General features: G+C 73.9%; 23 protein-coding genes and 2 tRNA genes. 19 read left to right on the top strand and 6 right to left on the bottom strand.

The genetic code is table 11. The features are described from left to right. The first annotated feature begins 66 nt into the window (after nucleotides 1-66). The 5 genes from glp to ACI78T_RS04985 all read left to right on the top strand — a co-directional run bounded on the left by glp (nucleotide 67) and on the right by ACI78T_RS04985 (nucleotide 3,433). Nucleotides 67-1,521, top strand: coding sequence for a molybdotransferase-like divisome protein Glp (glp, locus tag ACI78T_RS05005; protein ID WP_456556983.1), 1,455 nt, complete (start codon nucleotides 67-69; stop codon nucleotides 1,519-1,521). A 52-nt stretch (nucleotides 1,522-1,573) separates the two neighbouring features. Further along, on the top strand, nucleotides 1,574-2,140 hold the full coding sequence (locus ACI78T_RS05000; protein ID WP_456556982.1) for a GNAT family N-acetyltransferase: 567 nt from the start codon (nucleotides 1,574-1,576) through the stop codon (nucleotides 2,138-2,140). 166 nt (nucleotides 2,141-2,306) lie between these two features. Continuing rightward, a complete protein-coding gene (locus ACI78T_RS04995; RefSeq protein ID WP_456556981.1) occupies nucleotides 2,307-2,990 on the top strand; it encodes a hypothetical protein in 684 nt (227 codons plus the stop codon). Between the two features lie 73 nt (nucleotides 2,991-3,063). Further along, nucleotides 3,064-3,137, top strand: a tRNA-Ala gene (locus ACI78T_RS04990). Between the two features lie 77 nt (nucleotides 3,138-3,214). Beyond that, nucleotides 3,215-3,433 (top strand): hypothetical protein, encoded by a 219-nt coding sequence (locus ACI78T_RS04985; protein WP_456556980.1) that lies wholly within the window; start codon nucleotides 3,215-3,217, stop codon nucleotides 3,431-3,433. Between the two features lie 3 nt (nucleotides 3,434-3,436). On the opposite strand, the gene ACI78T_RS04980 is transcribed toward ACI78T_RS04985, so the two are convergent. From ACI78T_RS04980 to ACI78T_RS04970, 3 genes are read right to left on the bottom strand one after another with little or no spacing between them, the layout of a single operon-like run. Then, complete coding sequence (locus ACI78T_RS04980; RefSeq protein WP_456556979.1) at nucleotides 3,437-4,225, bottom strand: enoyl-CoA hydratase/isomerase family protein; 789 nt, start codon at nucleotides 4,223-4,225, stop codon at nucleotides 3,437-3,439. 56 nt (nucleotides 4,226-4,281) lie between these two features. After that, nucleotides 4,282-5,556 (bottom strand): MFS transporter, encoded by a 1,275-nt coding sequence (locus ACI78T_RS04975; RefSeq protein WP_456556978.1) that lies wholly within the window; start codon nucleotides 5,554-5,556, stop codon nucleotides 4,282-4,284. Between the two features lie 44 nt (nucleotides 5,557-5,600). Next, nucleotides 5,601-7,109, bottom strand: a complete 1,509-nt coding sequence (locus ACI78T_RS04970) for a dolichyl-phosphate-mannose--protein mannosyltransferase (protein WP_456556977.1) — start codon at nucleotides 7,107-7,109, stop codon at nucleotides 5,601-5,603. A gap of 53 nt (nucleotides 7,110-7,162) precedes the next feature. On the opposite strand from ACI78T_RS04970, the gene rsmI reads away from it, so the two are divergent. Beyond that, complete coding sequence (gene rsmI, locus ACI78T_RS04965; RefSeq protein WP_456556976.1) at nucleotides 7,163-8,002, top strand: 16S rRNA (cytidine(1402)-2'-O)-methyltransferase; 840 nt, start codon at nucleotides 7,163-7,165, stop codon at nucleotides 8,000-8,002. 241 nt (nucleotides 8,003-8,243) lie between these two features. Next, a complete protein-coding gene (locus tag ACI78T_RS04960; protein WP_456556975.1) occupies nucleotides 8,244-8,987 on the top strand; it encodes an endonuclease domain-containing protein in 744 nt (247 codons plus the stop codon). A 73-nt stretch (nucleotides 8,988-9,060) separates the two neighbouring features. On the opposite strand, the gene corA is transcribed toward ACI78T_RS04960, so the two are convergent. Continuing rightward, the gene (corA, locus tag ACI78T_RS04955; RefSeq protein ID WP_456556974.1) at nucleotides 9,061-10,173 is read right to left on the bottom strand and encodes a magnesium/cobalt transporter CorA; all 1,113 of its coding nucleotides are present in this window, start codon (nucleotides 10,171-10,173) and stop codon (nucleotides 9,061-9,063) included. A 120-nt stretch (nucleotides 10,174-10,293) separates the two neighbouring features. Between corA and ACI78T_RS04950 the strand changes: the two genes are divergently transcribed. The 8 genes from ACI78T_RS04950 (at nucleotide 10,294) to ACI78T_RS04915 (ending at nucleotide 19,465) form a co-directional block, all read left to right on the top strand. After that, entirely contained in the window at nucleotides 10,294-11,787 is a 1,494-nt protein-coding gene (locus ACI78T_RS04950; RefSeq protein WP_456556973.1) for an amino acid permease, read from the top strand. Nucleotides 11,788-11,862: 75 nt separating this feature from the next. Continuing rightward, entirely contained in the window at nucleotides 11,863-12,552 is a 690-nt protein-coding gene (locus ACI78T_RS04945; RefSeq protein ID WP_456556972.1) for a hypothetical protein, read from the top strand. Between the two features lie 120 nt (nucleotides 12,553-12,672). After that, nucleotides 12,673-14,472 (top strand): methionine--tRNA ligase, encoded by a 1,800-nt coding sequence (gene metG / locus ACI78T_RS04940; RefSeq protein WP_456556971.1) that lies wholly within the window; start codon nucleotides 12,673-12,675, stop codon nucleotides 14,470-14,472. Next, nucleotides 14,469-15,353, top strand: coding sequence for a TatD family hydrolase (locus ACI78T_RS04935; RefSeq protein WP_456556970.1), 885 nt, complete (start codon nucleotides 14,469-14,471; stop codon nucleotides 15,351-15,353). Before metG ends, ACI78T_RS04935 begins: the two co-directional genes overlap by 4 nt. 52 nt (nucleotides 15,354-15,405) lie before the next feature. Continuing rightward, nucleotides 15,406-16,242 carry a hypothetical protein gene (locus ACI78T_RS04930; protein ID WP_456556969.1) on the top strand — a complete coding sequence of 279 codons (837 nt, stop codon included), beginning with the start codon at nucleotides 15,406-15,408 and terminating at the stop codon, nucleotides 16,240-16,242. 333 nt (nucleotides 16,243-16,575) lie between these two features. Beyond that, nucleotides 16,576-17,685 carry a ubiquitin-like domain-containing protein gene (locus ACI78T_RS04925; protein ID WP_456556968.1) on the top strand — a complete coding sequence of 370 codons (1,110 nt, stop codon included), beginning with the start codon at nucleotides 16,576-16,578 and terminating at the stop codon, nucleotides 17,683-17,685. Further along, entirely contained in the window at nucleotides 17,646-18,551 is a 906-nt protein-coding gene (gene rsmA / locus ACI78T_RS04920) for a 16S rRNA (adenine(1518)-N(6)/adenine(1519)-N(6))-dimethyltransferase RsmA (RefSeq protein ID WP_456557389.1), read from the top strand. The genes ACI78T_RS04925 and rsmA overlap by 40 nt, the downstream gene beginning before the upstream one ends. Further along, complete coding sequence (locus ACI78T_RS04915) at nucleotides 18,548-19,465, top strand: 4-(cytidine 5'-diphospho)-2-C-methyl-D-erythritol kinase (RefSeq protein WP_456556967.1); 918 nt, start codon at nucleotides 18,548-18,550, stop codon at nucleotides 19,463-19,465. Before rsmA ends, ACI78T_RS04915 begins: the two co-directional genes overlap by 4 nt. Before the next feature lie 10 nt (nucleotides 19,466-19,475). Here ACI78T_RS04915 and ACI78T_RS04910 read toward each other — a convergent pair whose 3' ends face one another. Both ACI78T_RS04910 and ACI78T_RS04905 read right to left on the bottom strand, forming a co-directional pair. Next, nucleotides 19,476-20,111 (bottom strand): TetR/AcrR family transcriptional regulator, encoded by a 636-nt coding sequence (locus tag ACI78T_RS04910; protein WP_456556966.1) that lies wholly within the window; start codon nucleotides 20,109-20,111, stop codon nucleotides 19,476-19,478. Nucleotides 20,112-20,200: 89 nt separating this feature from the next. Beyond that, nucleotides 20,201-21,196 carry an acyl-CoA desaturase gene (locus ACI78T_RS04905; protein ID WP_456556965.1) on the bottom strand — a complete coding sequence of 332 codons (996 nt, stop codon included), beginning with the start codon at nucleotides 21,194-21,196 and terminating at the stop codon, nucleotides 20,201-20,203. Nucleotides 21,197-21,404: 208 nt separating this feature from the next. Here ACI78T_RS04905 and ACI78T_RS04900 point away from each other — a divergent pair. The 4 genes from ACI78T_RS04900 to ACI78T_RS04885 all read left to right on the top strand — a co-directional run bounded on the left by ACI78T_RS04900 (nucleotide 21,405) and on the right by ACI78T_RS04885 (nucleotide 24,955). Continuing rightward, nucleotides 21,405-21,477, top strand: a tRNA-Gln gene (locus tag ACI78T_RS04900). A gap of 31 nt (nucleotides 21,478-21,508) precedes the next feature. After that, nucleotides 21,509-23,020 carry a bifunctional UDP-N-acetylglucosamine diphosphorylase/glucosamine-1-phosphate N-acetyltransferase GlmU gene (glmU, locus tag ACI78T_RS04895; protein ID WP_456556964.1) on the top strand — a complete coding sequence of 504 codons (1,512 nt, stop codon included), beginning with the start codon at nucleotides 21,509-21,511 and terminating at the stop codon, nucleotides 23,018-23,020. Between the two features lie 14 nt (nucleotides 23,021-23,034). Beyond that, nucleotides 23,035-24,015, top strand: a complete 981-nt coding sequence (locus tag ACI78T_RS04890; protein ID WP_456556963.1) for a ribose-phosphate diphosphokinase — start codon at nucleotides 23,035-23,037, stop codon at nucleotides 24,013-24,015. A gap of 223 nt (nucleotides 24,016-24,238) precedes the next feature. Next, nucleotides 24,239-24,955, top strand: coding sequence for a 50S ribosomal protein L25/general stress protein Ctc (locus ACI78T_RS04885; protein ID WP_456556962.1), 717 nt, complete (start codon nucleotides 24,239-24,241; stop codon nucleotides 24,953-24,955). Nucleotides 24,956-25,168 lie beyond the last annotated feature (213 nt).

Here is a 25,168-nt window from a genome sequence, read left to right as displayed (position 1 = left end):
TCGGGCTGCGGAGCGACCGCCGGTACGGCGGACGGCGCTCGGCACGGCGGAACGACGGTGGTGAGGATGAGCGGTCAGATCGACGGCGAGGACGGCGGGGCGCAGGCGTACCGGGGCTACCGGGACACGGCGCAGGTGGACATGCCCATGACGCCACCGCGGCGGAGCGGCCCGGTCACGCTGCCGGGTGCTCGCCTCGTGACGCCCAGCCACGCCAGCCGGCCGGTGCCCGGTCAGCGGTCCGCCGCCTCCGGGCCGATCCCGCTGCCACCGGCCGAGTCGGTGCCGCTGGCGCAGATCTGCACCGTGGAGCGGCACCTCGACGAGATCCTCGCCGCCGTGCCGCAGCCGCACCCGATTGAGCTCGCCGTCCTGGACGCGCAGGGCCTGCTCTGCGCCGAGGAGGTCGTCAGCCAGCGGGCGCTGCCCGCCTTCGACCAGGCGGCCCTCGACGGGTACGCCGCCCGGGCCGAGGACGTCGTGGGTGCGCTGCCGCACGCGCCGGTGGAGCTTGCGGTCGTGGGGGAGAGCGTGGCCGGCGCCGGCAGCCCGTCGTCCATCGGCCCCGGGCTCGCGCTCAAGGTGGCCGCCGGCGCCATGCTCCCGGCCGGCGCGGACGTCGTCGTCCCCGCGGTGTGGACCGACGAGGGCGCGGTGACCGTGGCGGTGCAGGCCGGCCCGCCGGCCGGCAGCTACGTCCGCCGCACCGGGGACGACGTCGCGCCCGGCGACCCTGCCGTGCAGGTGGGCACGCCCATCGGCCCCGCCCAGATCAGCCTGCTGGCCGCCGTCGGCCGCGAGCGGGTCCTGGTGCGCCCGCGGCCCCGGATCGCCGTGCTCAGCGCGGGCAGCGAGCTGGTCGACGTCGGGACGCCGCCCGCGCCCGGGCAGGTCGTCGACGTCAACAGCTACGCCCTGGCCGCCGCGGCCCGCGACGCCGGCGCGGAGGCCTACCGGTCGGGGATCCTGCCCAGCGACCCGCGGCGGCTGTCCGAGGTGCTGGAGAGCCAGCTACTGCGCAGCGACCTCGTGCTGGTGGCCGGCACGTTCGCCAGCGGTGGGTTCGACATGGTGCAGGAGGCGCTGTCGGCGCTCGGCGACATGCGCTTCCGCCAGGTGACGATGCACCCGGGCCCCGCCCAGGGCTTCGGCCGGCTGGGCCGCGACGAGATCCCGGTCATCTGCATCCCCGGCGAGCCGGTGGCCGCGCTGGTCGCGTTCGAGGTGTTCGTCCGGCCGGCCATCCGGCTGATGCTGGGCAAGCGCCAGCTGTTCCGCCGCACCGTGCAGGCGATCGCCGGGCAGCCCCTGGTCTCCCCGCTGGGCTACCGGCAGTACCTGCACGGCACGGTCATGCGGCACCCCGATGGGGGTTACGTCGTGGAGCCCGTGGGCGACGGCACCGACGCGCTGCTGGCCCGCATGGCCCGCGCCAACTGCCTGATCGTGGTCGACGAGGACGTCACGGAGGTCGCGGCCGGCGGTCTGGTCACCGTGATGCCGCTGCTGCTCGGGGGCTGAGCTGGACCCCGTCGCGCACCCCGGCTGGCCCGCCCGCCTCGCCTGGGGGCCCGTGGAGCTGCACCCGCTCCGGCGCCGGGATGCCGCGGAGTGGAGCCGGCTGCGCCTGGCCAACGAGGACTGGCTGCGCCGGTGGGAGCCGTCCAACGGGGCGCCGTGGCAGGAGCGGCACACGCCCGCGGCCTACCGGGCGATGCGCCGGGTGGTGGCCCGCCGCGCCAGGCAGGGCACCTCGCTGCCGTTCGCCCTGCGGGTCGAGGGCCGGCTGGCCGGGCAGGTGACCCTGGACAACATCGTCCGGGGGGCGCTGCGCTCGGGATACCTCGGCTACTGGATCGACAGGTCGGTCGCCGGCCGCGGCATGGCCTCGCTGGCCGTCGCGCTGGTGTGCGACCACGCGTTCGGCGCCGTCGGGCTGCACCGGGTGGAGGCCGACATCCGGCCGGAGAACCTGCCCAGCCAGCGGCTGGTCGAGCGGCTCGGGTTCCGGCGCGAGGGTCTGCTGCGGCGCTACCTCGACATCGACGGCGACTGGCGCGACCACGTCTCCTACGCCCTGCTGGCCGAGGACCTGCCCGGCGGGGTGCTCGCCCACTGGCGCGCCCGCATACCAGGCTGAGCCCACCCGCCGGCGGACGGCGGGCGCGACACGCCCCTGTCGTCACACCGGCCACAGAAAACGACGCGCGACACACCGCGCGCCTCCCGGGCGCGGACCTCCCACCTGCATAACCTCCCCCCTGCGAGTGACTCATGTGACAGGTGGTGTTCGGATGGGATCGGGCGTGCTCTTGGCCGCTCTGGTCGTGCTGTGGTTCGTCGTGCTGGTGCCGATGGTGGTCACCCGCGGCGACGCGCAGACCGGCCCGGTGGGCCTGGCTGACTCCGGTCGGACGCTGCAGCGCCGTCGGACGGTGGACCCCGTCGTCCACGCCGACACCGAGCGCGTGTCGATCGACCGGGACCTGCTGCGCACCAGCGGTGAGCTGCAGGTCGACGTGCACGCCCTCCGGCGTCGCACCCTGGCGGGCCTGGTGGCCCTCGCCGTGCTGTCCCTGGTGGGCGCCCTCGTGTACAGCCCGTGGGTGTGGGTGGTGCAGGGCGTCCTCGACCTCGCCGTCGTCGGCTACGTGCTGGTGCTGCGCAAGGTCGCCCGCCGCGAGCGGCTGGCCGCCCGCCGTGCCGCCCGTGCGGCCGCCCGGGCCGCGATGCGCTCGACGGCCCGTCCGGTGCCGGTGCAGCGCGACGTCGAGGTCCACGAGACCGTCGCCCAGGAGAACCTGCCGTCGCTGCCGCACCCGAGCGTGCCGCTGGCGCCCGTGCACGCCTTCCCGATGGGTCGCGTCGTCGCCGCTCGCACGCCGGCTCCCGCCGGCTGGCAGAACAGCGCCGTCGTCGGCCTGGACGACGACGACATCGGTTTCGCCGACATCGACGAGTACCAGCCCCGGCGCGTCGCCAACGGCTGAACCCGGTCCGGCTCTCCGACGACGGCCCCGGTGCTGGCGTCGGAGAGCCGGGGCGGTAAACTCACTCCTCGAAGGGGCTGTGGCGCAGTCCGGTAGCGCACCTCGTTCGCATCGAGGGGGTCAGGGGTTCAACTCCCCTCAGCTCCACACCTTCACAGCACGACCCAGCCGACGCCGTCGGGGCCTCCGCCCCGGCGGCGTTCGCCGTCCGGAGGAGAGACGACGTGAGCGAGCCCGCCCCGGACGAGACGCGCGCGGTCCGGCTCCGCTGGATCGCGCGCGCGGTGGTCGCCGCCATCGGGCTGTGGTTCCTCGTCGACGGGCTCCGCGGCGTGTGGGCGGACGCGGACGCCGTCGGGCAGGTGCTGATCGTCGGCGCCGTCCTCCTCGTCCTGGGCGTGCTCGCCCTGGTCCTCCTGCGCCTGGACCGCCGCCGGCGCTGACCTCTAGCGGGCGTTGCGGAAGTCGGGCACCCGCTTCTCCACGAACGCCCGCACGCCCTCGCGCCCCTCGGGGTCGGCCGCGGACTCGGCGATCAGCTGCGCCTCGTCGTCCAGCTGCTCTTCGAGCGTGCGGGTGGCTGCCCGGCGCACGAGTGCGCGGGTGCGCACCATCGCCCGGACCGGTCCCTCGGCGATCTCGCGCGCCACCATCTCGGTGGTGGCGCGGAGGTCCTCGTCCTCGACCAGGCGGGCGACCAGCCCGGTGAGGTGCGCCTCGGCTGCGGTGAGCGAGCCGTTGGTGAGCATCAGGTCGAGGGCACGCGGCGCTCCGAGCGACCGGGCCAGCGCCCACGAGGTGCCGCCGTCGGGGGAGAACCCGATGGCGCTGTACGCGGGCCGGATCTTGGTCGTGCGGGCGCAGACGACGAGGTCGCACGCACCGACCAGCCCGACGCCGGCGCCGGCGACAGCACCCTGCACGCCGGCGACCACCGGGACGGGGCAGTACAGGACCGCCTTGATCACCTCGTGCCAGTCGTGCGCCAGCCGGCCGACGAAGGTGCCGGGGTCGTCGGCGTCGGCGAAGGACTGCACGTCGCCGCCCACGCAGAAGCGGGGACCGTTGGCCAGCAGGAGGACCACGCGGCTGCCCTCGGGGCGGGCGGCCAGGGCGGCGGCGAGCTCGGCGGCCATCTGCGGGGTGAGGGCGTTGCCGGTCTCGGGGCGGTCGAGGGTGATCCGCCAGACGTCGCCGTCGACCTCGGTGAGCACGGCGGGCCGGTCCTGGGTCATCGTCGTCCCCTTCGTCCTGGCTGGTGCCGTCACCGTAGGCGCGACCGGCCCCGACGTCAGGCCCGGACGCCGACCTCGCTGTCGATCGCGGCGGGGGCGCCGCCGAACTCGTCGGCCACCTCGCCGGCGACGTCGTCCAGGTCCCGGGCTCCGTGGCCGTCCTCGTCGAGCCCGGCGTCGGCCGCCGCGAGCACCCGGTGGGCGGTGGAGAGCACCAGGACGGCGACCACGACCGCGGCGGCGCCGACGGCGAACGGGACGTGCAGTCCGAAGTGCTCGGCGAGCTTGCCGGCGGCGAAGGGGGCCAGGCCGCCGCCGAGGAAGCGCACGAACCCGTAGGCCGCCGACGCGACCGGGCGCTCGACGGGGGAGACCAGCATGACCGCCTGGGTGGTGAGCGTGTTGTTGATGCCGATGAAGATCCCGCTGACGACCACCGTGGTGATCAGCACCGCCGTCCGGTCGGCCCAGACCGACATGACGGCCAGGTCGACGGCGAACAGCCCGAGCGCCGCGTAGAGGGAGCGGGCGGTGCCGAAGCGGTTCTGCAGCCGAGGGGCCCCGATGACCGAGAAGACGGCCACGAGCAGGCCCCAGCCGAAGAAGACGAAGCCGAGTTGGATCGCCGACAGGCCCATGGGGAACGGCGCGAAGCCGAGCATCGTGAAGAAGCCCCAGTTGTAGAGCAGCGCGGTGACGCTCATGGTCAGCAGGCCGCGGTGCCGCAGCGCCTTCAGCGGGGCGGCCAGCGAGGTGCGCTGCGTCGGCTTCGGGATCGGGTCGAGGAGGACGGCGGTGGCGACGAGCGCGATGGCCATGAGCGAGGCGACGCCGAAGAACGGGCCGCGCCAGCTGACGTCCCCGAGGAGGCCGCCGAGCAGGGGGCCGGCGGCGATGCCGAGGCCGAGCGCGGCCTCGTAGAGCACGATCGCCCCGGCGAAGCCGCCGGACGCCGACGCGACGATCACGGCCAGCGACGTGGCGATGAAGAGGGCGTTCCCCAGCCCCCAGCCGGCGCGGAAGCCCACGATCTGGTCCACCGTGCCGGACAGGCCGGCGAGCGCCGAGAAGACGACGATGATGGTCAGCCCGGCCACGAGGGTGCGCTTGGCGCCCAGCCGGCTGGAGACCCAGCCGGTGCCCAGCATCGCGACCGCCGTGACGATCAGGTAGCTGGTGAACAGCAGCGTCACCTGGCTCGGCGTCGCGTCGAGCTGCTCGGACAGCGCCGGGAGGATCGGGTCGACGAGACCGATGCCCATGAAGCTGACGACGCACGCGAGCGCGACGGCGTAGACCGCCTTCGGCTGCCGGAACATGCTGCTGTTCATGCAAACCGTTGTACTACCCAACTAACTGGCTCGCGAGGGCTCCTTCAGAACCATGACGGGAACCACATCCTCAGCAGCCATTCCGGGTGGGAGAGCGGCTGCCCCGTCAGCACGGGGTAGAAGAAGACGAAGGTCGCCGCGACCAGGGCCACGTAGAGGCACACCACGCCCAGGCGGATCTGCCGGCGGAGCGGGTCGGTCTCGGAGCGGCCGAGGACGTCCTGCAGCGCGAGCACCACGGCCAGGACGAAGAACGGCAGGGCCGGCGCCATGTAGAAGATGAACATGGTCCGGTCGAGGTTGATGAACCAGGTCAGCCAGCCGGCGGCGATGGCCACCGCCACGGTGACGGCCGCCGGGTCGCGGCGGGCCACGATGCGCCAGAGCAGCCAGAGCAGGGCGGGCGCGAACGCGAACCAGAGGGTCGGCGTCCCCACCATGAGGATGTAGCGGATCACCTGGTCGCCGGCGGAGTCCGTCAGGCCCTGGGGGTTCCACAGCAGGATCGGGCGGCCGTCGACCAGCCACGACCACGGCCCCGACTCCCAGGGGTGCGGCGAGGACAGCTGGTTGTGGAACTCGAGCCACTGGGCGTGCTCGTGCCACAGCGACCGCAGCGCGTCGGGGATCCACGGGAAGGCGGTGTCGGGGTTCTGCTGGGCCCAGGCCTTGCCCTGCGAGGTCTCGCCGAGGAACCAGCCGGTGAACGACGCCAGGTAGGTGAGCACCGGGAGGACGCCCAGGGCCCACACCGCTCCGGGCAGGCCGCGGCGCAGCGTCGTCCTCGTCGGGCTCGGCACGCCGGCCTCCCGCCAGGCGGCGCGGTCCCAGAACAGGCTCAGGACCGCGAAGAAGGCCAGGAACCAGATCCCGCTCCACTTGACCGCGCACGCGGCGCCGAAGAGGACACCGGCCGCGATCCGCCACCCGCGCGGGCCGATCCGGGTGGGCACCTCCATGGCGCGGACCCGCGCCCGCACCGTGTCGCGGTCGACGACGAGGCAGGCGACCGCGGAGACCACGAGGACCTGCAGGAAGACGTCGAGCAGGCCGATGCGCGCGAGGGTGAAGGAGAAGCCGTCGAGGGCCAGCAGCAGCCCGGCGAGCAGGCCCAGGAACGTCGAGCCGGTGAGCCGCCGGGCCAGCCGGACGAGGACGACGACGGCGACGGTGCCCGCCACCGCCGACGGGAACCGCCAGCCGAAGGAGTTGTAGCCGAACAGCTGCTCGCCGGACGCGATCAGCCACTTGCCCAGCGGCGGGTGGACGATGAACGAGTAGCCGCGGTTGTACTCGAAGCCCCAGGTCAGCAGCTCGTGCGCCTCGGGCGGGTAGTACGCCTCGTCGAAGAGCAGGTCCTTGGGGTAGGTGATGCCCCACAGGCGCACGGCGAGGGTGACCACGCCCAGGACCGCGGTGAGGACCCAGGACAGCCGCGCGTCGTCCGGGAGCGGCGGAGTGGTGTCCCGGCGGCGACGGGGCGGCGTCCAGCGGCGGGCTGCCGGAGGCGGCTCCGGTGCCGTCTCCGCCCGCTCGGGTGCCAGCACCGCCATGGGGGCAGGGTATGCGGCACGGCTGGGGGACCGGCCGTGACAGGCTCGTCGGCGTGAGCGGACGGCTGGTGCTGGGTGGGGCGCCCCTCGGGCAGCCGGGCGACGTGGGACCGCGGCTGCGCGAGGTGATGGCCGCGGCCGACGTCCTCGCCGTCGAGGACACCCGCCGCCTGCACCGGCTCGCCACCGACCTCGGCGTCACGTTCACCGGCCGGGTGGTGACCTTCCACGAGTCGGTGGAGAAGGCGCGGCTGCCCGGGCTGCTCTCGGCGCTGCAGGACGGGGCGACCGTGCTGCTGCTCACCGACGCGGGGATGCCGTCGGTCTCCGACCCCGGCTACACGCTGGTGCGGGCGGCGATCGAGGCCGGCGTCCCGGTGACCTCCGTGCCGGGTCCCTCCGCGGTGACCACGGCACTGGCCGTCTCCGGGCTGCCGGTGGACCGCTTCTGCTTCGAGGGCTTCCTGCCGCGCAAGGGCGGGGAGCGCCGGTCGGCGCTGGCGGCGCTGGCCGACGAGCGCCGCACGATGGTCTTCTTCGAGTCCCCGCACCGGCTCGCCGATGCCCTCACCGACGCCGCCGCCGCGTTCGGCGACTCGCGGCCGGCCGCCGTGTGCCGCGAGCTGACCAAGACCTACGAGGAGATCCGCCGCGGACCGCTGTCGGAGCTGGCCGCGTGGGCCGCCGAGGGCGTGAAGGGCGAGATCACGCTGGTGGTCGCGGGGGCGAGCGCGGCACCGGTGCTGATGGACGCCGACCAGCTCGCGGCCGCGGTGGCCGACGAGGAGGCCGCCGGCGCCACGCGCAAGGACGCCATCCGCGCCGTCGTCGTCCGGACCGGGCTGCCCCGTCGGGTCGTCTACGACGCCGTCGTCGCCGCCAAGTCCCCCTAGCTGCCGTCGCTGTGCGCTGATCCACCTCATCGCCGCCGTATGAGGTGGATCAGCGCACAAGCCCGGCCTGTGGACAGCGCCTCCGGGCGTCGCGGGGATCCGGCAGCGTTCTGGTGTGCGCCCGGCAGTCGTCCCCCAGGTCCTGAGCCGCGGCGTCTTCCGAGGGTCGGAGGCAGTTGCGTCCGGCCTGCTCACCAGGCGGCAGCTCGACGGCGCGACGTGGCGTCGCCTCATTCAGGACGTGTACGTCCACGCCGCCGTCCCGGTCACGCACGCACTCCGCGTCCGGGCGGCCTGCCTGCTCCTGCCGGACGCCGTGGTCACCGGCCGGAGTGCCGCCGTCCTGTGGGGCGTGGATCTGGCAGACGTCGGGGACGACGTCGAGGTCACCCTGCCGCCCGCGGCCGGTCCCCGGCGCCTTCCGGGGCTACGCGCGCGGCGGGCAGACATCCCGCCGGAGCACCGCTGGCACAGAGGCGGCCTCCCGGTGACGACGCCGGAGGCGACCGCGGTCCGCCTGGCCGCGTCGTTACCGGGGGACGACGCGGTGGTGGCGGTGGACCGGATGATCGCCTCGGGGATCGTGGACCTCGCGCCGGTCCGTGCCGTCGCCGCGTCAGGACGTGGGCCTGGCTCCGCCCGGGCCCGAGCGGTGTGCGGTCTCGCCGACGGTCTCGCCGAGTCACCGCAGGAGACGCGCCTCCGGCTGCTGCTCCTGCGGAGCGGCCTGCCGGAACCCGTCGCGCAGTTCCGTGTGATGGACGGCGACGGCTTCGTCGCCCGGGTGGACTTCGCCTGGCCGGACCGGAAGATCGCGCTCGAGTACGACGGGCTGTGGCATGCCGAGGACCGGCAGTTCGCGCGTGATCGACGGCGGCTCAACCGGCTGCGTGCTGCCGGCTGGACGGTCGTGTTCGTGACGGCGGCCGAACTGCACCGCCCCGTGGAGCTGATCGCCTCCATCGCGGCGGCGCTCGGGCGGTGACTGTGCGCTGGTCCACCTCATCGCGGGCGGATGACGTGGATGAGCGCACGGAGGCGCCGGAGGGACAGCGGGGCTAGAGCCAGCCGTTGCGCTTGAAGCCGCGGTAGAGGAACACGCACGCCGTCGCGATGACCAGCAGCACCAGCGGGTAGCCGTAGCGCCAGCGCAGCTCCGGCATGAACTCGAAGTTCATCCCGTAGATCCCGGCGATCGCGGTCGGGACGGCGATGATGCCCGCCCACGCCGAGATCTTCCGCATGTCCTCGTTGTCGGCCAGCGTCGTCCGGGCCAGCGACGCCTGCAGGATCGACGACAGCAGCTCGTCGAGCCCGCCGACCTGGTCGCGCACCCGGATCGCGTGGTCCTGCACGTCGCGGAAGTAGGAGCGCATCGCCTCCGGGACGACGTCGATCTGCCGCTCCGAGAGCTTCTGCAGCGGAAGCTCGAGCGGGACGACCGCCTTGCGCAGCGACATCAGCTCGCGCTTGAGCTGGTAGAGCCGGCCGATGTCGTCGGTGCGCTGGGGGCTGAAGACCGAGTTCTCGAGCTCCTCGACGTCCTCGGTGACCGCGCTGGCCACGTCCACGAAGTTGTCGACGACGAGGTCGGCCACCGCGTACAGGACGGCGGACGGTCCCAGGCAGAGCAGATCGCGCTGGTCCTCGAGGCGGGCGCGGAGATCGGTCAGCCCCGAGTGCTCGCCGTGCCGCACGGTGATCACGTACGACGGGCCGAGGAAGACCATCACCTCGCCGGTGTCCACGACCTCGCTGGTCGCGGTCAGCTCCTCGTGCTCCACGTAGGTCGCCGTCTTGAGGACCATGAACAGGGCGTCGTCGTAGTGCTCGAGCTTCGGCCGCTGGTGGGCGTACACGGCGTCTTCGACGGCGAGCGGGTGCAGCCCGTACCGCTCGCTGATCGCGGTGAGCTCCTCCTCGGTGGGCTCGTACAGCCCCAGCCACACGAAGCCGCCCTGGGCGACGGCGTGCTCGAGCGCGTCCTCGGGGGCGACGGGCGCCTGCCGCCGGCCGTCGACGTAGACGGCGCAGTCGACGACGACGTCCTCCTCGCGGGGGCGGGTCGTCCGGGCGCGGGGGGCGCCGGCGGGACGCGGGCGCAGCGTCGGGACGGCTGCCGGGGGCGGTCCCGCCGGGAGCTCCGGTGGTGGCGTGCCGGTGCCAGTCATCGCCCACCTCCTGGGTCGGTCCGGACGACAGCAGCGTAGGCATGCAGGTCCGTCCGCCCCGTGCGACGCTGCCAGGACGACGAGGCGGAGCCGGCTCGCGCCGGCGCGGAGGAGGTCCCCGTGACGGCAGGTACCCGCCGGATCAAGTCGGTCGAGGAGTCGATCCGCGACACCGACGAGCCCGAGCACCGGCTGAGGAAGCACCTCTCCGGACTCGACCTCACCGTCTTCGGGGTCGGCGTCATCATCGGGACCGGCATCTTCGTCCTGACCGGCGTCGTGGCGCGGGACCAGTCCGGACCCGCCGTCGCGATCTCGTTCGTGATCGCCGGGGTGGTGTGCGGTCTCGCGGCGATCTGCTACGCGGAGTTCGCCTCCACGGTGCCGGTCGCGGGATCGGCCTACACGTTCTCCTACGCGACGTTCGGCGAGTTCATCGCCTGGATCATCGGGTGGGACCTCGTCCTGGAGCTGGCCCTCGGCGCCGCCACGGTGGCGGTGGGCTGGTCGGGGTACCTCAACCAGCTGCTCGACGACATCGGGATCCCGCTGCCGACCTCGATCGCCGGCGAGACGGCGAGCTTCAACATCCCGGCGATCGTCATCACGCTGGTGATGACGGGGGTGCTCGTCCTCGGCATCAAGCTCTCGTCCCGCGTGACCTCGGTGATCGTCGCGATCAAGGTCGCGATCGTGCTGCTGGTGATCGCGGTCGGTGTCTTCTACATCGAGGCCTCGAACTACACGCCGTTCGTGCCTCCGGCCGAGCCCGCCGCCGCGGACGCCAGCGGCTGGGACTCGCCCCTCGTGCAGGTCCTCTTCGGCTTCAGCCCGGGCACGTTCGGGTGGGGCGGTGTCATCGCCGGCGCGGCGATCGTGTTCTTCGCGTTCATCGGCTTCGACATCGTCGCCACGGCCGCGGAGGAGACCAAGGACCCGAGGAAGGACCTGCCGCGCGGGATCCTCGGCTCCCTGGCCATCTGCACCCTGCTCTACGTCGCGGTCTCCCTGGTGGTCGTCGGCATGCAGAACTACCAGGACCTGAGCGCGACGGCGCCGCTCGCCGGGGCCTTCTCCGAGGTGGGGCTGACCTTCTTCTCGAGCGTGATCTCCGTCGGCGCCCTCGCCGGGCTCACCTCGGTCGTGATGATCCTGATGCTGGGGCAGTCCCGGGTGCTGTTCGCGATGAGCCGTGACCGGCTCCTCCCGCCGGCCTTGGCCAAGGTCCACCCCACGTACGGCACGCCGTACCGGATCACGATCGCCACCGGTGTCGTCGTCGCGATCATCGCGGGCGTGGTCCCGCTGACCGAGCTGGCCGAGCTGGTGAACATCGGCACGCTGTTCGCCTTCCTGCTGGTCTCGGTCGGCGTCTGGATCCTGCGGCGCACCCGGCCCGAGCTCCCGCGCGCGTTCCGGGTGCCGCTGGTCAACGTCGTGCCCTGGGTGTCGGCGGCGGCCTCGCTGTGGCTCATGGCCAACCTGCCGGTCGAGACGTGGGCGCGGTTCCTGATCTGGATGGCCCTGGGCGTCGTCCTGTACGTCGTCTACGGCCGCCGCCGGAGCCGCTTCGCCACCCCCGGTGGCCGCGAGGAGGCGGTGCGCACGGGGTGACCGCCGCTCACCCCCAGGGGTGAGTGCCGTCCGGCGACCCTTCAGCGGGCCGCCGGGCGGGCCGAGCTGACCGGTATGGCGATCAGCGTCCTCGAGGCCCCCCGCACGTTCGGGCCGCACCCGGTGCGCGCGACGGTGGCTGCCGCCACGGTCGCCGCTCCCGAGGACGTCGCCACCACCGAGGAGATCTCCTCCCGCCGCATCCCGCTCGCCGTCGCCGGCGCCGCCCTGGTCGGCGTCCTCCAGGCCGTGGGCCTGCTGGCGCTCGCCCTCGGCGGCCTGGACGGCGTCCTCTCCTCGGCCGGTCGCCCCGCGGGCTGGCTGGTCGCCTCGAGCCTGGTCGTGCTCGCCGCCTGGATCGTGCTGTGCGCGGGCAGCGCCGCCGCCATGGTGGACGGCACCGGCCGCTCGCTGTTCGTCGGCGTCGCCTACGGCGAGCTGGCCCTGGTGGCCGCGCTGCTCGTGGTCGCCACCGCGACCCCGGTCGCGAACCCGACTCCGCTGCCGCTGCCGGGGCTGGCCCTGCTCGTCCTCGCCGTCCCGGTCGGCAAGCTGCTGCTCGCCGGCGCACCGGCGACGCAGCGGTGGATCGCGCAGGGGCCCCGCGCCCGGGTGCGCCGTCCCGACCCGGTGCAGGCGCACCGCCTGCTCGCCACGCTGACGCTGGGCGTCATCGGCGCCGCGCTGTGCGCCGTCGCGGTGCTCGCCCCGGTCCCCGCCGGCGACGTCCAGGACCCGGCGTCCTCGGTCTTCACGCAGGACTGACGCGCAGCCGGGTGGACGGTCCTCCGTGACCCGCTCGGCGCCTCCGCCCCTCCGCTCCTCGGTCGCTGGCGCTCCCTGCGATGCTCAGGGCTCCGCGCGCCTTCACCTACTGTTTGACCCGTGAGTGATCGGCACATCCTGACCGCAGTCGCCTGGCCCTACGCGAACGGGCCGCGGCACATCGGCCACGTCTCCGGGTTCGGCGTCCCCTCCGACGTGTTCAGCCGGTACCACCGCATGGCCGGGGACAAGGTCCTCATGGTCAGCGGCACCGACGAGCACGGCACCCCGATCACCGTCGCGGCCGACGCCGAGGGCATCACGCCGCGGGAGATCGCCGACCGGAACAACCGGATCATCGTCGGCGACCTGCAGTCGCTCGGGCTGAGCTACGACCTCTTCACGCGGACGACGACGGCCAACCACGCCGCCGTCAGCCAGGAGATCTTCCTGGGCCTGCTGAAGAACGGGTACGTCTTCCCGAAGACGACGCTGGGCGCGATCAGCCCCAGCACCGGCCGCACGCTGCCCGACCGCTACATCGAGGGCACCTGCCCGATCTGCGGCTACGACGGCGCCCGCGGCGACCAGTGCGACAACTGCGGCAACCAGCTCGACCCGACCGACCTGATCAACCCGGTCAGCCGGATCAACGGCGAGACGCCGAAGTTCGTGGAGAGCGAGCACTACTTCCTCGACCTGCCGGCGTTCACCAAGGCGCTCGGCGACTGGCTGGCCACCCGCAAGAGCTGGCGCCCCAACGTCCTGAACTTCAGCGTGAACCTGCTCGAGGACCTCAAGCCGCGCAGCTACACCCGCGACATCGACTGGGGCGTGCCCGTCCCGCTCGACGGCTGGCGCGACCGCAACGACAAGCGCATCTACGTGTGGTTCGACGCCGTCGTCGGCTACCTGTCGGCGTCCATCGAGTGGGCGCGCCGGTCCGGCGACCCCGACGCGTGGCGGCAGTGGTGGCAGACGCCGGACTCCGACGCCTACTACTTCATGGGCAAGGACAACATCGTCTTCCACTCCGAGATCTGGCCCGCCCAGCTCCTCGGCTACAACGGCGAGGGCGACAAGGGCGGCACGCCGGGCGACCTCGGCCGGCTGAACCTGCCGACCGAGGTGGTCTCCAGCGAGTTCCTGACGATGGAGGGCCGCAAGTTCTCGAGCAGCCGCAACGTCGTCATCTACGTCCGCGACTTCCTCTCCCGCTACGACGCCGACGCGCTGCGGTACTTCATCGCCGTCGCCGGCCCTGAGAACCAGGACACCGACTTCACCTGGGCGGAGTTCCTGCGCCGCAACAACGACGAGCTCGTCGCCGGCTGGGGCAACCTGGTCAACCGCACCGTGTCGATGGCGGCGAAGAACGTCGGCGCCGTCCCGACCCCGGGGGACCTCACCGACGCCGACCGCGCCCTGCTGGCGACGACGTCCGGGGCGTTCGCGCCGGTCGGCGACCTGCTGTCGCGCAACCGGCAGAAGGCGGCGGCCACCGAGGCGATGCGGGTCGTCGGCGAGGCGAACAAGTACCTGTCGGACCAGGCGCCGTGGAAGCTCAAGGAGGACCCGGCCCGCCGGGACACCGTCCTGCACACGGCGCTGCAGGCGATCAAGGACTGCAACGCGCTGCTCACGCCCTTCCTCCCGCACTCGGCGCAGAAGGTGCACGAGCTGCTGGGTGGGGACGGCGTCTGGTCGGTCGCGCCGGAGGTCCACGAGGTCACCGACCTGGACGACGGGTCGCCCTACCCGATCATCACCGGGCCCTACGACAGCGGGCAGGCCGTCTGGGCGTCCACGCCGCTGCCGCCCTCGGGCACGCTGCTGGCCGCCCCGAAGCCGGTGTTCACCAAGCTCGACGACTCGATCGTCGACGAGGAGCTCGCGCGGCTGGAGGAGAAGGCTCAGTGAGCCGCTCGGCCGCCTCGCGCGCCAACCGGCGCGGCGAGCCGCCGCCGTCCCCGGAGCCGTTGCCTGCTCCCGCGCTGGACAGCCACACCCACCTGGACATCGTCCTGGGGGACCGGCCGGCCGACGGCGAGCACGGCGAGTGGGCCACCGACGAGGCGGTGGACGCCGAGATCGCCGCGGCGGCCGCCGTGAACGTGACCCGGCTCGTCCAGGTCGGCGTCGACGTGGGGTCGTCGCGCTGGTCGGCCGGTCTGGCCGCCCGCCACCCCGGCGTGCTGGCCGCGGTGGCGCTGCACCCCAACGAGGCCGGCGCCGGCAAGGCCACCGACGACGCGCTCGCCGAGATCGACCGCCTGGCCGCGCAGCCGCGGGTGCGCGCGGTGGGGGAGACCGGCCTCGACAGGTTCCGCACGGGCCCCGAGGGCTGGGCCGCGCAGGAGGCGTCGTTCCGGGCGCACATCGACATCGCCAAGCGCCACGGCATCGCCCTGGTCATCCACGACCGGGACGCCCACGAGGAGATCCTGCGCGTCCTGGACGACGAGGGCGCCCCCGAGCACACCGTCTTCCACTGCTTCTCCGGCGACGCCGCCTTCGCCCGCGCCTGCATCGAGCGGGGGTTCGTCCTCTCCTTCGCCGGCACGGTGACCTTCGGCAACGCCGGCTACCTGCGCGAGGCGGCGGCGCTCACCCCGGTCGACCAGATGCTGGTCGAGACCGATTCACCGTTCCTCACGCCGATGCCCCACCGCGGCCGCCCCAACGCCTCCCGCCTGGTCCCGCACACCGTGCGGGCGCTCGCCGAGGTGACCGGCGTCGAGCTGGGGGAGCTGTGCGCGGCCCTGACCGCCACGGGCGAGCGGGTGTTCGGGTCCTGGTGATCCTGCGGCCAGGAGGCCGCCACGTCGGGGCAAACCGGGGGACACTGGCGTCGTGGGTCGTCTGATCGCCGTACTGCTGTTCATCGCCGTGCTCGTGCCCGGCGTGCTCCTGGCGCGGGCGTGGTGGCTGGCGGTCGGCCGGCGAGCCGTCGCCGCCGGTGGCGTCGAGCTGGCCGAGCCCACGCCCGAGGGCACCCGGACGCTCCAGCGCCAGGCGCAGCACGGACGGCGTATCCGGCTGCTCGGGCTGCTGCTCGGCGTCGCCGGGATCATCGGCAGCGTCGTCGCGCTCGCCGAGGCGTCGGTCTTCCTGTGGTTGCCCGTCCTCGTCATCGGGCTGCTCCTGGGGGTGCTCGTCGCCGAGGCGACCAGGCCCCGGCCGCGCTGGACGACCAGCAGCCCGCCGCGCCGGCCCCGCCTCGGCGACCTGATCTCCGGCTGGCTGCTGTGGACCATGCGGGCGGTGGTCGCCGCGCAGGTGGCCGTCACCGTCTCGCTGTGGAACGAGGGCGAGCTGTCCGACCCGGTGGCCTGGGCGGCTCTCCTGGTGCCGCTGGTCGCCTGGCTGCTGGCCGAGGTGGCGCTCCTGCGCGTCCTGGTGCGGCCGCTGCCGGCGCGCGGGGCGGACGTGCCGGTCGACGAGGCCCTGCGCACCTGGACCGCGCACCTCGTCGCCGCCGCGACGACGGTCCTCGGTCTGCTGCCGCTCGGCACGCTGCTGCTGCGCGCGGGCATCGACCCCGACGGCGTCAGCGAGGGGTACGACTTCCTGCCGGTCGCGCTCGTCGCGGGCGGCTTCTCGGCGCTGGCTGCGGGGATCGCGGTGGCCGGCTTCCTGCTCGGCTGGCTGCGGCCGGTGAGGACCGCGGCGCGCGCCCTGGCCGGTTGACGCAACCGGCTCCGGACAGCCCGGAACCCCCGGTTTCTGCCCGGCGACGCCGGGAACAATGCTGTGGCCTTGCTCACGGGTCACGGGACGGTCACGCCGGCTCGTCACCTGCACCTTCTGCCCGCCGTGTCACGGAGGGTGTCGGCGCGCCCACGCACGGCAAGTGAATTCCTCTGCTGTACTTCCTGTGCAGCATTGCCACACGGACAGTGTTCGTTATCGTGTCGTGACCGACAGCCGGGGTGGAGAACACCCGGGCGGCATCGACCGGCTGGGCGCCCCGCGCTCCCGACCGGCTGCCGGCCCGGCCTCCTGCCCGGGTCTTGTGACCTCGTGGAAGTCTTCGTGCGCCGCTCCCTCCAGCTCAGCCTGTTCGCCGTCGTCCTCCTCGGACTGATCGGCGGCACGCTCGCCTACTTCGTCGCCCAGAAGTCCGTGACGCTCACCGTCGACGGGCAGCCCCGCACCGTCGGCACCTACGCCGGCACGGTGGCCGAGGTCCTGGACGAGGAGGGCCTGGAGGTCGCCGCCCACGACGTCGTCCTGCCGGCTCCCGGCCAGGAGCTCGCCGACGGCGACGCCGTGGTCGTCAACCGCGCCCGCCCGCTGCAGCTGTCGATCGACGGCGTGGACCGCGAGGTCTACGTGACGGCGCTGAGCGTGGACGAGGCGCTGGAGCAGCTGGGCCTGCGCTCGGACGACCTGGTGCTCTCCGCCAGCCGCAGCGAGCGCCTCCCGCTCGACGGCATGCAGCTGACGATCACCACGCCCAAGCAGATCGTCCTGGTCAGCGACGGCCAGGAGCGCGTCGTCACCACCACGGCCGCGACCGCCGGTGACCTCCTGGCCGAGCAGGGCATCGCCCTCAGCGAGACCGACCGGACCAGCCTCTACCTGAACCAGGGCCTGCTCAACCGGATGCGCCTGCAGGTCTTCCGCGTCCAGATCACCGAGACCCAGGTGACCGACGCCCTGCCGCACGAGCGCGTCGAGACCGCCGACCCCAACGCCCTCGAGGGCGACGAGAAGGTCACCCAGCAGGGCGTCGACGGCGAGCAGGTCTCCACCGTCCGCGTCACCGTCGTCGACGGCGTCGAGACCGCCCGCGAGGTCCTGAACACGACGGTCACCCGCCAGCAGGTGCCCGAGCAGGTCACCGTCGGCACCAAGCCCCGTCCGGCCGCCCCGGCGGTCCCCGCGGGCGGGGTGTGGGACGCGCTGGCCAAGTGCGAGGCCGGCGGCAACTGGGCCATCAACACCGGCAACGGGTACTACGGCGGCCTGCAGTTCAACGCCTCCACGTGGCGCGCGTACGGCGGCCAGGGCCTGCCGCACGAGAACAGCCGCGAGCAGCAGATCGCGATCGCCGAGAAGGTCGTCGCCGCGCGCGGCGGGTACGGCGCCTGGCCCAGCTGCGCCGCCAAGCTCGGCCTCCCGCGCTGAGCGAGCCGCCTGCCGAGCAGTCGGACGGGCTGCTGGGTCCGGCCACGATCCGTGAGCTGGCCCAGCAGCTCGAGCTGCGTCCGACCAAGACGCTCGGGCAGAACTTCCTGCACGACGCGAACACCATCCGGCGCATCGTCCGCACGGCGGACCTGCGCCCGGACGACGTCGTCCTCGAGGTGGGCCCGGGCCTCGGGTCGCTGACCCTGGGCCTGCTCCCGGCAGCCGCGGCGGTGCTGGCGGTGGAGATCGACCCCAGGCTGGCCGGCCTCCTGCCGGGGACCGTCGCCGAGCGCCGTCCCGACCTGGCCGACCGGCTCACCGTGGTCACCGCGGATGCCCTCCGCGTCCGGGAGCTGCCCGGCCCCCCGCCCACCGCGCTGGTCGCCAACCTGCCCTACAACGTGGCCGTGCCGGTGCTCCTGCACCTGCTGGAGCTGCTGCCGACGCTGGACCGGGCGCTGATCCTCGTGCAGGCCGAGGTGGCCGAGCGGCTGGCGGCGCCTCCGGGGAGCTCCGCGTACGGGGTGCCCTCGGCCAAGGCCGCCTGGTACGGCGAGGTGCGCCGCGCCGGCGCGGTCGGCCGCAAGGTCTTCTGGCCCGAGCCGAACGTGGACTCAGGCCTCGTGGCGCTCGTCCGGCGGCCGCCCCCTCCCGGCGACCGGGTGGCCACCTTCGCCGTCGTGGACGCCGCGTTCGCGACGCGCCGCAAGAGCCTGCGGGCCGCCCTGGCCCGCTGGGCCGGCAGCCCCGCGGCCGCCGAGACCCGGCTGCGGGCCGCGGGCATCGACCCCGCCGCGCGCGGGGAGCAGCTGTCGGTCGAGGACTTCGCCCGGCTGGCGGCGACCGACCCGGTGGACGCGTGAGCGTCGTCGCCCGGGCGCCGGCCAAGGTCAACGTGCACCTGGGGGTCGGGCCGCTGCGTCCCGACGGGTTCCACGAGCTGCGCACCGTCTACCTCGCGGTGTCCCTGTTCGACACGGTCACCGCCGCTCCCGGGGAGGGCCTGGCGCTCACCGTCACCGGTGAGGGAACCGAGGGCCGGGGCGCGGACCTCGTGCCGACGGACTCCCGCAACCTCGTCTGGCGGGCCGCCGAGCTGCTCGCGACCTCGGCCGGTGTCCCCGCCGACGCGACCCTCGCCGTCGACAAGTCGATCCCGGCCGCGGCCGGCCTGGCCGGTGGCAGCGCGGACGCCGCGGCCGCGCTCGTCGCGCTGGACGCCCTGTGGGGCACGCGGGCGAGCCGCGAGGACCTGCTCGACCTGGCCGCGCAGCTGGGCAGCGACGTCCCGTTCAGCCTCGTGGGCGGGGTCGCGCTGGGGGCGGGCCGGGGTGAGCAGGTCACACCCGTGCTGTCCCGCGCCCGCTCGGACTGGGTCCTGGGCATCGCCGGGGAGGGGCTGTCGACGCCGGCCGTCTACGGCGAGCTGGACCGGCTGCGCGCGACCGGCCGGGTGCCCACCGACTGGTCCTCGGACGTCGAGCCGGTGCTGGCGGCGCTGCGCAGCGGACCGCCGTCGGCGCTGGCGGCGGCCCTGGCCAACGACCTGCAGGCACCGGCCCTGGCCCTGCGGCCGGACCTCGGCCGGGCGCTGCGGGCGGCGACCGAGGCGGGTGCCGCAGCCGCCCTGGTGAGCGGCTCGGGCCCGACCGTCGCCGCGCTGTGCCGGGACGAGCAGCACGCCCGGCGGCTGGCCGCCGAGCTGGCCGGGGCCGGCGTCTTCCGGACCGTGCGCGCGGTCCGCGGCCCGGTGCCGGGCGCCCGCGTGGTCGCCTGAGGTCGTCCCCTCAGGGCGTCGTCCGCCGGTGCAGGGCCGGCGCCGGGTCGAGGTGCGCCAGGCCGTTGTAGGAGAGGTTCACCAGGTGGGCGGCCACCTGCTCCTTGCCCAGCGCCCGGTTGTCGAGCCACCACTGGCCGACGAGGGAGACCATCCCGACGAGGGCCTGGCTGTAGAGCTGCGCCAGCCGGGGGTCGTACCCGCGGCCGCCGAACTCCCGGCCCAGGATGTGCTCGACCTTCCGGGCCACCTCGCCGATCAGCGAGGAGAACGAGGCGCCGGCGCTCTGCCCGGGGGCGTCGCGGGTCAGGACGCGGAAGCCGTCGGTCTCCTCCTCGATGTAGTCGAGGAGGACCAGCGCCGCGCTCTCCAGCATCTCCCGCGGCGGGCCGGGCACCGACAGCGCGGAGGTGAAGCGGTCGAGCAGGGCCTGCATCTCGCGGTCGACGACCGCGCCGTAGAGCCCCTCCTTGCCGCCGAAGTGCTCGTAGACGACGGGCTTGCTGACGTCGGCGTGGGCGGCCAGCTCCTCGACCGAGGTGGCCTCGAAGCCCCGCTGCGCGAACAGCTCGCGGCCGATGTCGAGCAGCTGCCGACGGCGCTGCTCGCCGGTCATCCGGACCCGGGGGCGCGTCGTGCTGGTCATGGGGTGTCCTTCCCTCGACGACATCGTGCCCCGAGCACGGCTCCGCCCGGGCGATCCGCGTTCCGCCGATCGCCCGGGCGGGGGACTGCTCAGGCGGAGGCCGTGGCGGGCGCCGGGGCGGCGTCGCGGCGCTTGGCGGCCAGCCGGACCGGGTCGGGCCACTTGACGTCGCGGGCCCAGCCGAGCTTCTCGAAGAACCAGATGACCCGGGCGCTGATGTCGATCTGGCCGCGGAGCACGCCGTGGCGGGCGCACGTCGGGTCGGCGTGGTGCAGGTTGTGCCACGACTCGCCGCCGCTCAGGATCGCCAGCGGCCAGAAGTTGGTGGCGCGGTCGCGGGAGGTGAAGGGGCGGTTGCCCATCACGTGGCAGACCGAGTTGATCGACCACGTGACGTGGTGCAGCAGCGCGATCCGCACCAGGCCGGCCCAGAAGAACGCCGACCAGGCGCCGGCCCACGTGCCGGTGACCACGCCGCCGATCACGGCGGGGAGGAACAGGCTCAGCGCCGCCCAGAGGACGAACAGCCGGCTGGTGGTCACCAGTGCGCCGTCCTTGAGCAGGTCGGGCGCGTAGCGCTCCGGGTTGGTCTTGCGCCGCTCGAACGTCCAGCCGAGGTGGGCGTGCCACATGCCCTTGAGCAGGGCCCGCAGGTCGGTCCCGTACCGCCATGGCGAGTGCGGGTCGCCGGCCCGGTCGGCGAAGGCGTGGTGCCGCCGGTGGTCGGCCACCCACTGGACGACCGGGCCCTGGATCGCCATGGAGCCGGCGGCAGCGAGCGCGAGCCGCAGCGGCCGCGCGGCCTTGAACGAGCCGTGCGTGAAGTGCCGGTGGTAGCCGACGGTCACGCCGAGCAGGGTCAGGTAGTAGAAGCCGACGGCGAGGCCGACATCCAGCCAGGACATCCCCCAGCCCCACACGGCGGGGATGACGGCGATCAGGGCGAGGAACGGGACGGCCACGATCACGGAGAGCGTGACGATCTCGAGGATGCTCTTGTGCCGGCCGATGGCGTTGGCCGGCAGTCCGGCGTGCGGGTCCGCCAGCGGGGGAGCCGTGGGCCGGGTGAGAGCGGGAGCGGACAAGAGATCTCCTGGGGATGGTCTGGGCCTCGCGCGGGGTCCGGTGACCATCCGGCGCCATGGCTACGTGGCCGTAACCTACGGCACCGTAGGGGGGTCGGCGACCCGGCGTCCGTGCCCGGTGGGTGCCCTCGCCGTCCGGCGGCCCTAGGCTCGCTCCGGGTGCCGGATCCGTGGCACCCCCGTGGTCCTGGCCGACCGGGCCCACGGGTGGGGGATGGGGTAATCGGCAGCCCGCCGGCCTTTGGAGCCGTGCAGTCTCGGTTCGAGTCCGAGTCCCCCAGCGAGAAACCGGCCGCCCGTCCGAGGAGATCCGTGATCGCGCAGGAGTCGCCCGCCGCCCCGTCGACGTCCCCGGCGGTGGCCGCCGTCGTCGTCCTGGCCGCCGGCCAGGGCACGCGCATGCGTTCGACGACGCCGAAGGTGCTGCACACGCTGGGCGGGCGCAGCCTGCTGGGCCACGTGCTCGCCGCCGCCGCACCCCTCGACGCCGGGACGACGGTCGTGGTCGTCGGCGCCGGGCGCGACCAGGTCGAGGCGCACCTGGCCGAGATCGCCCCCGGCGCCCTGGCCGTCGTGCAGGAGGAGCAGCGCGGCTCGGGGCACGCGGCCGCGGTCGCGCTCGACGCGGTGCCCGACCTGGAGGGGCCGGTCCTCCTGGTCAACGGGGACGCCCCGCTGCTGCGCGCGAGCACGGTGTCCGCGCTGGTCGAGGCGCACCGGGCCGCGGGCAGCGCGCTGACCGTGCTGACCGCGGAGGTCGACGACCCGACCGGTCTCGGCCGCATCGTGCGGGGCGAGGACGGCGGTGTCCGCGCGATCGTCGAGGAGCGCGACGCCACCCCCGGGCAGCGGGCCATCCGCGAGATCAACGCCGGCGTCTACGTGGGCGACGCGGCGGCGATCCGCGGCGCGCTCGGCCGGATCGGCACCGACAACGACCAGGGCGAGCAGTACTTCACCGACGTCCTGGGCCTGCTGGTCGCCGACGGCGCCCCGGTCGGCGGGCACGTGGCCGAGGACCCCGACGACGTCCTGGGTTGCAACGACCGCCGGGAGCTCGCCTTCCGCCGCCGCACCCTGAACGACCGCGTCCTCGACGACCTGATGCGCAGCGGGGTCACCGTCGTCGACCCGCAGACCACCTGGGTCGACGTCACGTGCGCCGTGGGTGCCGACGCCGTCCTCGAGCCGGGCACCCAGCTGCGCGGGACGACGTCCGTCGGCGGCGGGGCCGTCGTCGGGCCGGACACCACCCTGGTGGACTGCGTCGTCGAGGAGGGCGCCAGCGTGGTGCGCTCGCACTGCCTCGGCGCGCACATCGGGCCCGAGGCCACGGTCGGCCCGTTCAGCTACCTGCGCCCGGGCACCCGCCTGGCCAGCGGGGCCAAGGTCGGCGCGTTCGTGGAGACCAAGAACGCGCAGGTCGGCGAGGGCTCGAAGGTGCCGCACCTGTCCTACGTGGGTGACGCCACGATCGGCCGGGGCGCCAACATCGGCGCGGCCACCGTCTTCGTCAACTACGACGGCGTCGCCAAGCACCACACGACGATCGGCGACCAGGTCCGGGTCGGGTCCGACACCATGCTCGTGGCGCCGGTCACGGTCGGGGACGGCGCGTACACCGCGGCCGGTTCGGTCATCACCTCCGACGTCCCCCCGGGGGCCATGGCCGTGGCGCGGTCGCCCCAGCGGAATGTGGGAGGCTGGGTGCGCCGCCGCCGCTCCGGCACGCCCGCGGCCGAGGCCGCGGAGGCGGCCGAGCGCCGGGCGGCTGCACCTGCCGAGGACCTGTCCGAGGCCACAGGCACGCACACCGACACGTAGGGAAGACGAAGCCGATGAGCGCCATCCGGCAGGCGAACAGCAAGAGCCTGATGCTCTTCTCGGGACGGGCCTACCCGGAGCTCGCGAACGAGATCGCCGGGCACCTCGGCGTCACTCCCACGCCCACCGCGTCCTACGAGTTCGCCAACGGCGAGCTGTTCGTCCGGTTCGAGGAGTCGGTGCGCGGCTGCGACGCCTTCGTCGTGCAGAGCCACACCGCGCCGATCAACACCTGGCTCATGGAGCAGCTGATCATGGTCGACGCGCTCAAGCGCGCCTCGGCCAAGCGGATCACCGTCGTCGCCCCGTTCTTCCCCTACGCCCGGCAGGACAAGAAGCACCGCGGCCGCGAGCCGATCTCCGCCCGTCTGGTCGCCGACATGTTCAAGACGGCAGGCGCCGACCGGCTGATGGCCGTCGACCTGCACACCGCCCAGATCCAGGGCTTCTTCGACGGGCCCGTGGACCACCTCTTCGCCCTCGACCTCCTCGTCGGGCACGTCTGCGAGAAGTGGGGCGACCGCGAGCTGACCGTCGTCTCGCCCGACTCCGGCCGCGTGCGGGTGTCCGAGCGCTGGAGCGACAAGCTCGGTGGCGTCCCCCTGGCCTTCATCCACAAGACCCGCGACCCGATGCGCCCCAACGAGGTCGTCGCCAACCGCGTCGTCGGTGAGGTCGAAGGCCGCGTCTGCATCCTGGTCGACGACATGATCGACACCGGCGGCACGATCGTGAAGGCCGCCGAGACGCTGTTCGAGGCCGGCGCCGCCGACGTGATCGTGACCGCCACGCACGGCGTCCTCTCCGGTCCCGCCGTCGACCGGCTCAAGAACAGCAAGATCAGCGAGGTCATCGTGACCAACACGCTGCCCATCGAGCCGGAGCGGCAGTTCGACAAGCTCACCGTCCTCTCGATCGCCCCGCTGCTCGCGCGCGCGATCACCGAGGTCTTCGAGGACGGCTCGGTCACCAGCCTCTTCGACGGCGCTTCCTGACCGACCCCGGCCTCGGTTCGGGGAAGTAGGGGTCCGTCGGGCCGTCCAGGCCCCGAGCTCCCCGAGATCGGGCTCGGGACGGCGGGGTCCGCGGCTCGGGTACAGTGAGCACAGCCCGGCGAGGGAGCTCCCGCTCCGTGATCGACGTGCGTCCGCCCCAGAGGTGTGCCGCGCTCGTGCGCCGGTCCGCAGACCGATCCACCTCCTGAGGAGCACATCCACCGTGGCTGACTTCCGCCTCGAAGCCGAGATCCGCACCGAGTTCGGCAAGGGCAGCGCCCGTCGCACCCGCCGTGCCGGTCGCGTCCCCGCCGTCCTCTACGGGCACGGCCAGGACGTCGTCCACCTGTCGCTGCCCGCCCGCGAGTTCGCCGCGGCGCTGCGCAACGGCGGCACCAACGCCCTGCTCACCGTCGTCCTCGACGGCAAGGAGCAGCTGGCCCTGACCAAGGCCGTGCAGCGCGACCCGATCAAGCGCGTCCACGAGCACGTCGACCTGGTCATCGTGCGTCGCGGCGAGAAGGTCACGGTCGACGTCCCGGTCGTCGTCGTCGGCGAGACCGGCCCCGACACCCTGGTGAGCATCGAGCTCAACACCGTCTCGGTGCAGGTGGCCGCCACCAGCATCCCCGAGTCGATCGAGGTCGACGTCGAGGGCCGTGGCGTCGGCGAGGGCTACACCGCCGCCGACCTGACCCTGCCCAAGGGCGCCACGCTGCTCACCGACCCCGAGGCGCTGGTCGTCAACCTGATGGCCGCTCCGAGCGCCGAGGCCCTCGAGGCCGAGCTGGAGGAGGCCGAGGCCGAGGCCGGCATCGAGCGCGAGGAGTCCGACGCCGCCGCCGAGGGCGCCGGCGAGGGCGACGTCGTCCCCGAGCCGCTGGACCAGGGCAGCGGCGAGTCGATGGAGTCGGCCGAGAAGTCGGCTCAGAACGACTGAGGGATCCCCTGAGCGAGAGCACCAGCCCCGGGGGGGGGGGGGGGGGGGGGGGGGGCCGGCCGCGGGGGGGGGGGGGGGGCGCGGGGGGCGCGGGCGCCCGCCGCCCCCCCCCCCCGCCGCGTGCCATCTCTGGCCACGAAGAGAAGGAACAGAAACCCACATGCCTCCCAGGGCTCGCGCCGCGGCCGGTGCCAAGAAGGTCCGCCGCAAGGA

This window comes from Blastococcus sp. SYSU D00922, assembly GCF_054050495.1.
This window is presented reverse-complemented; position numbering and strand designations above follow the sequence as displayed.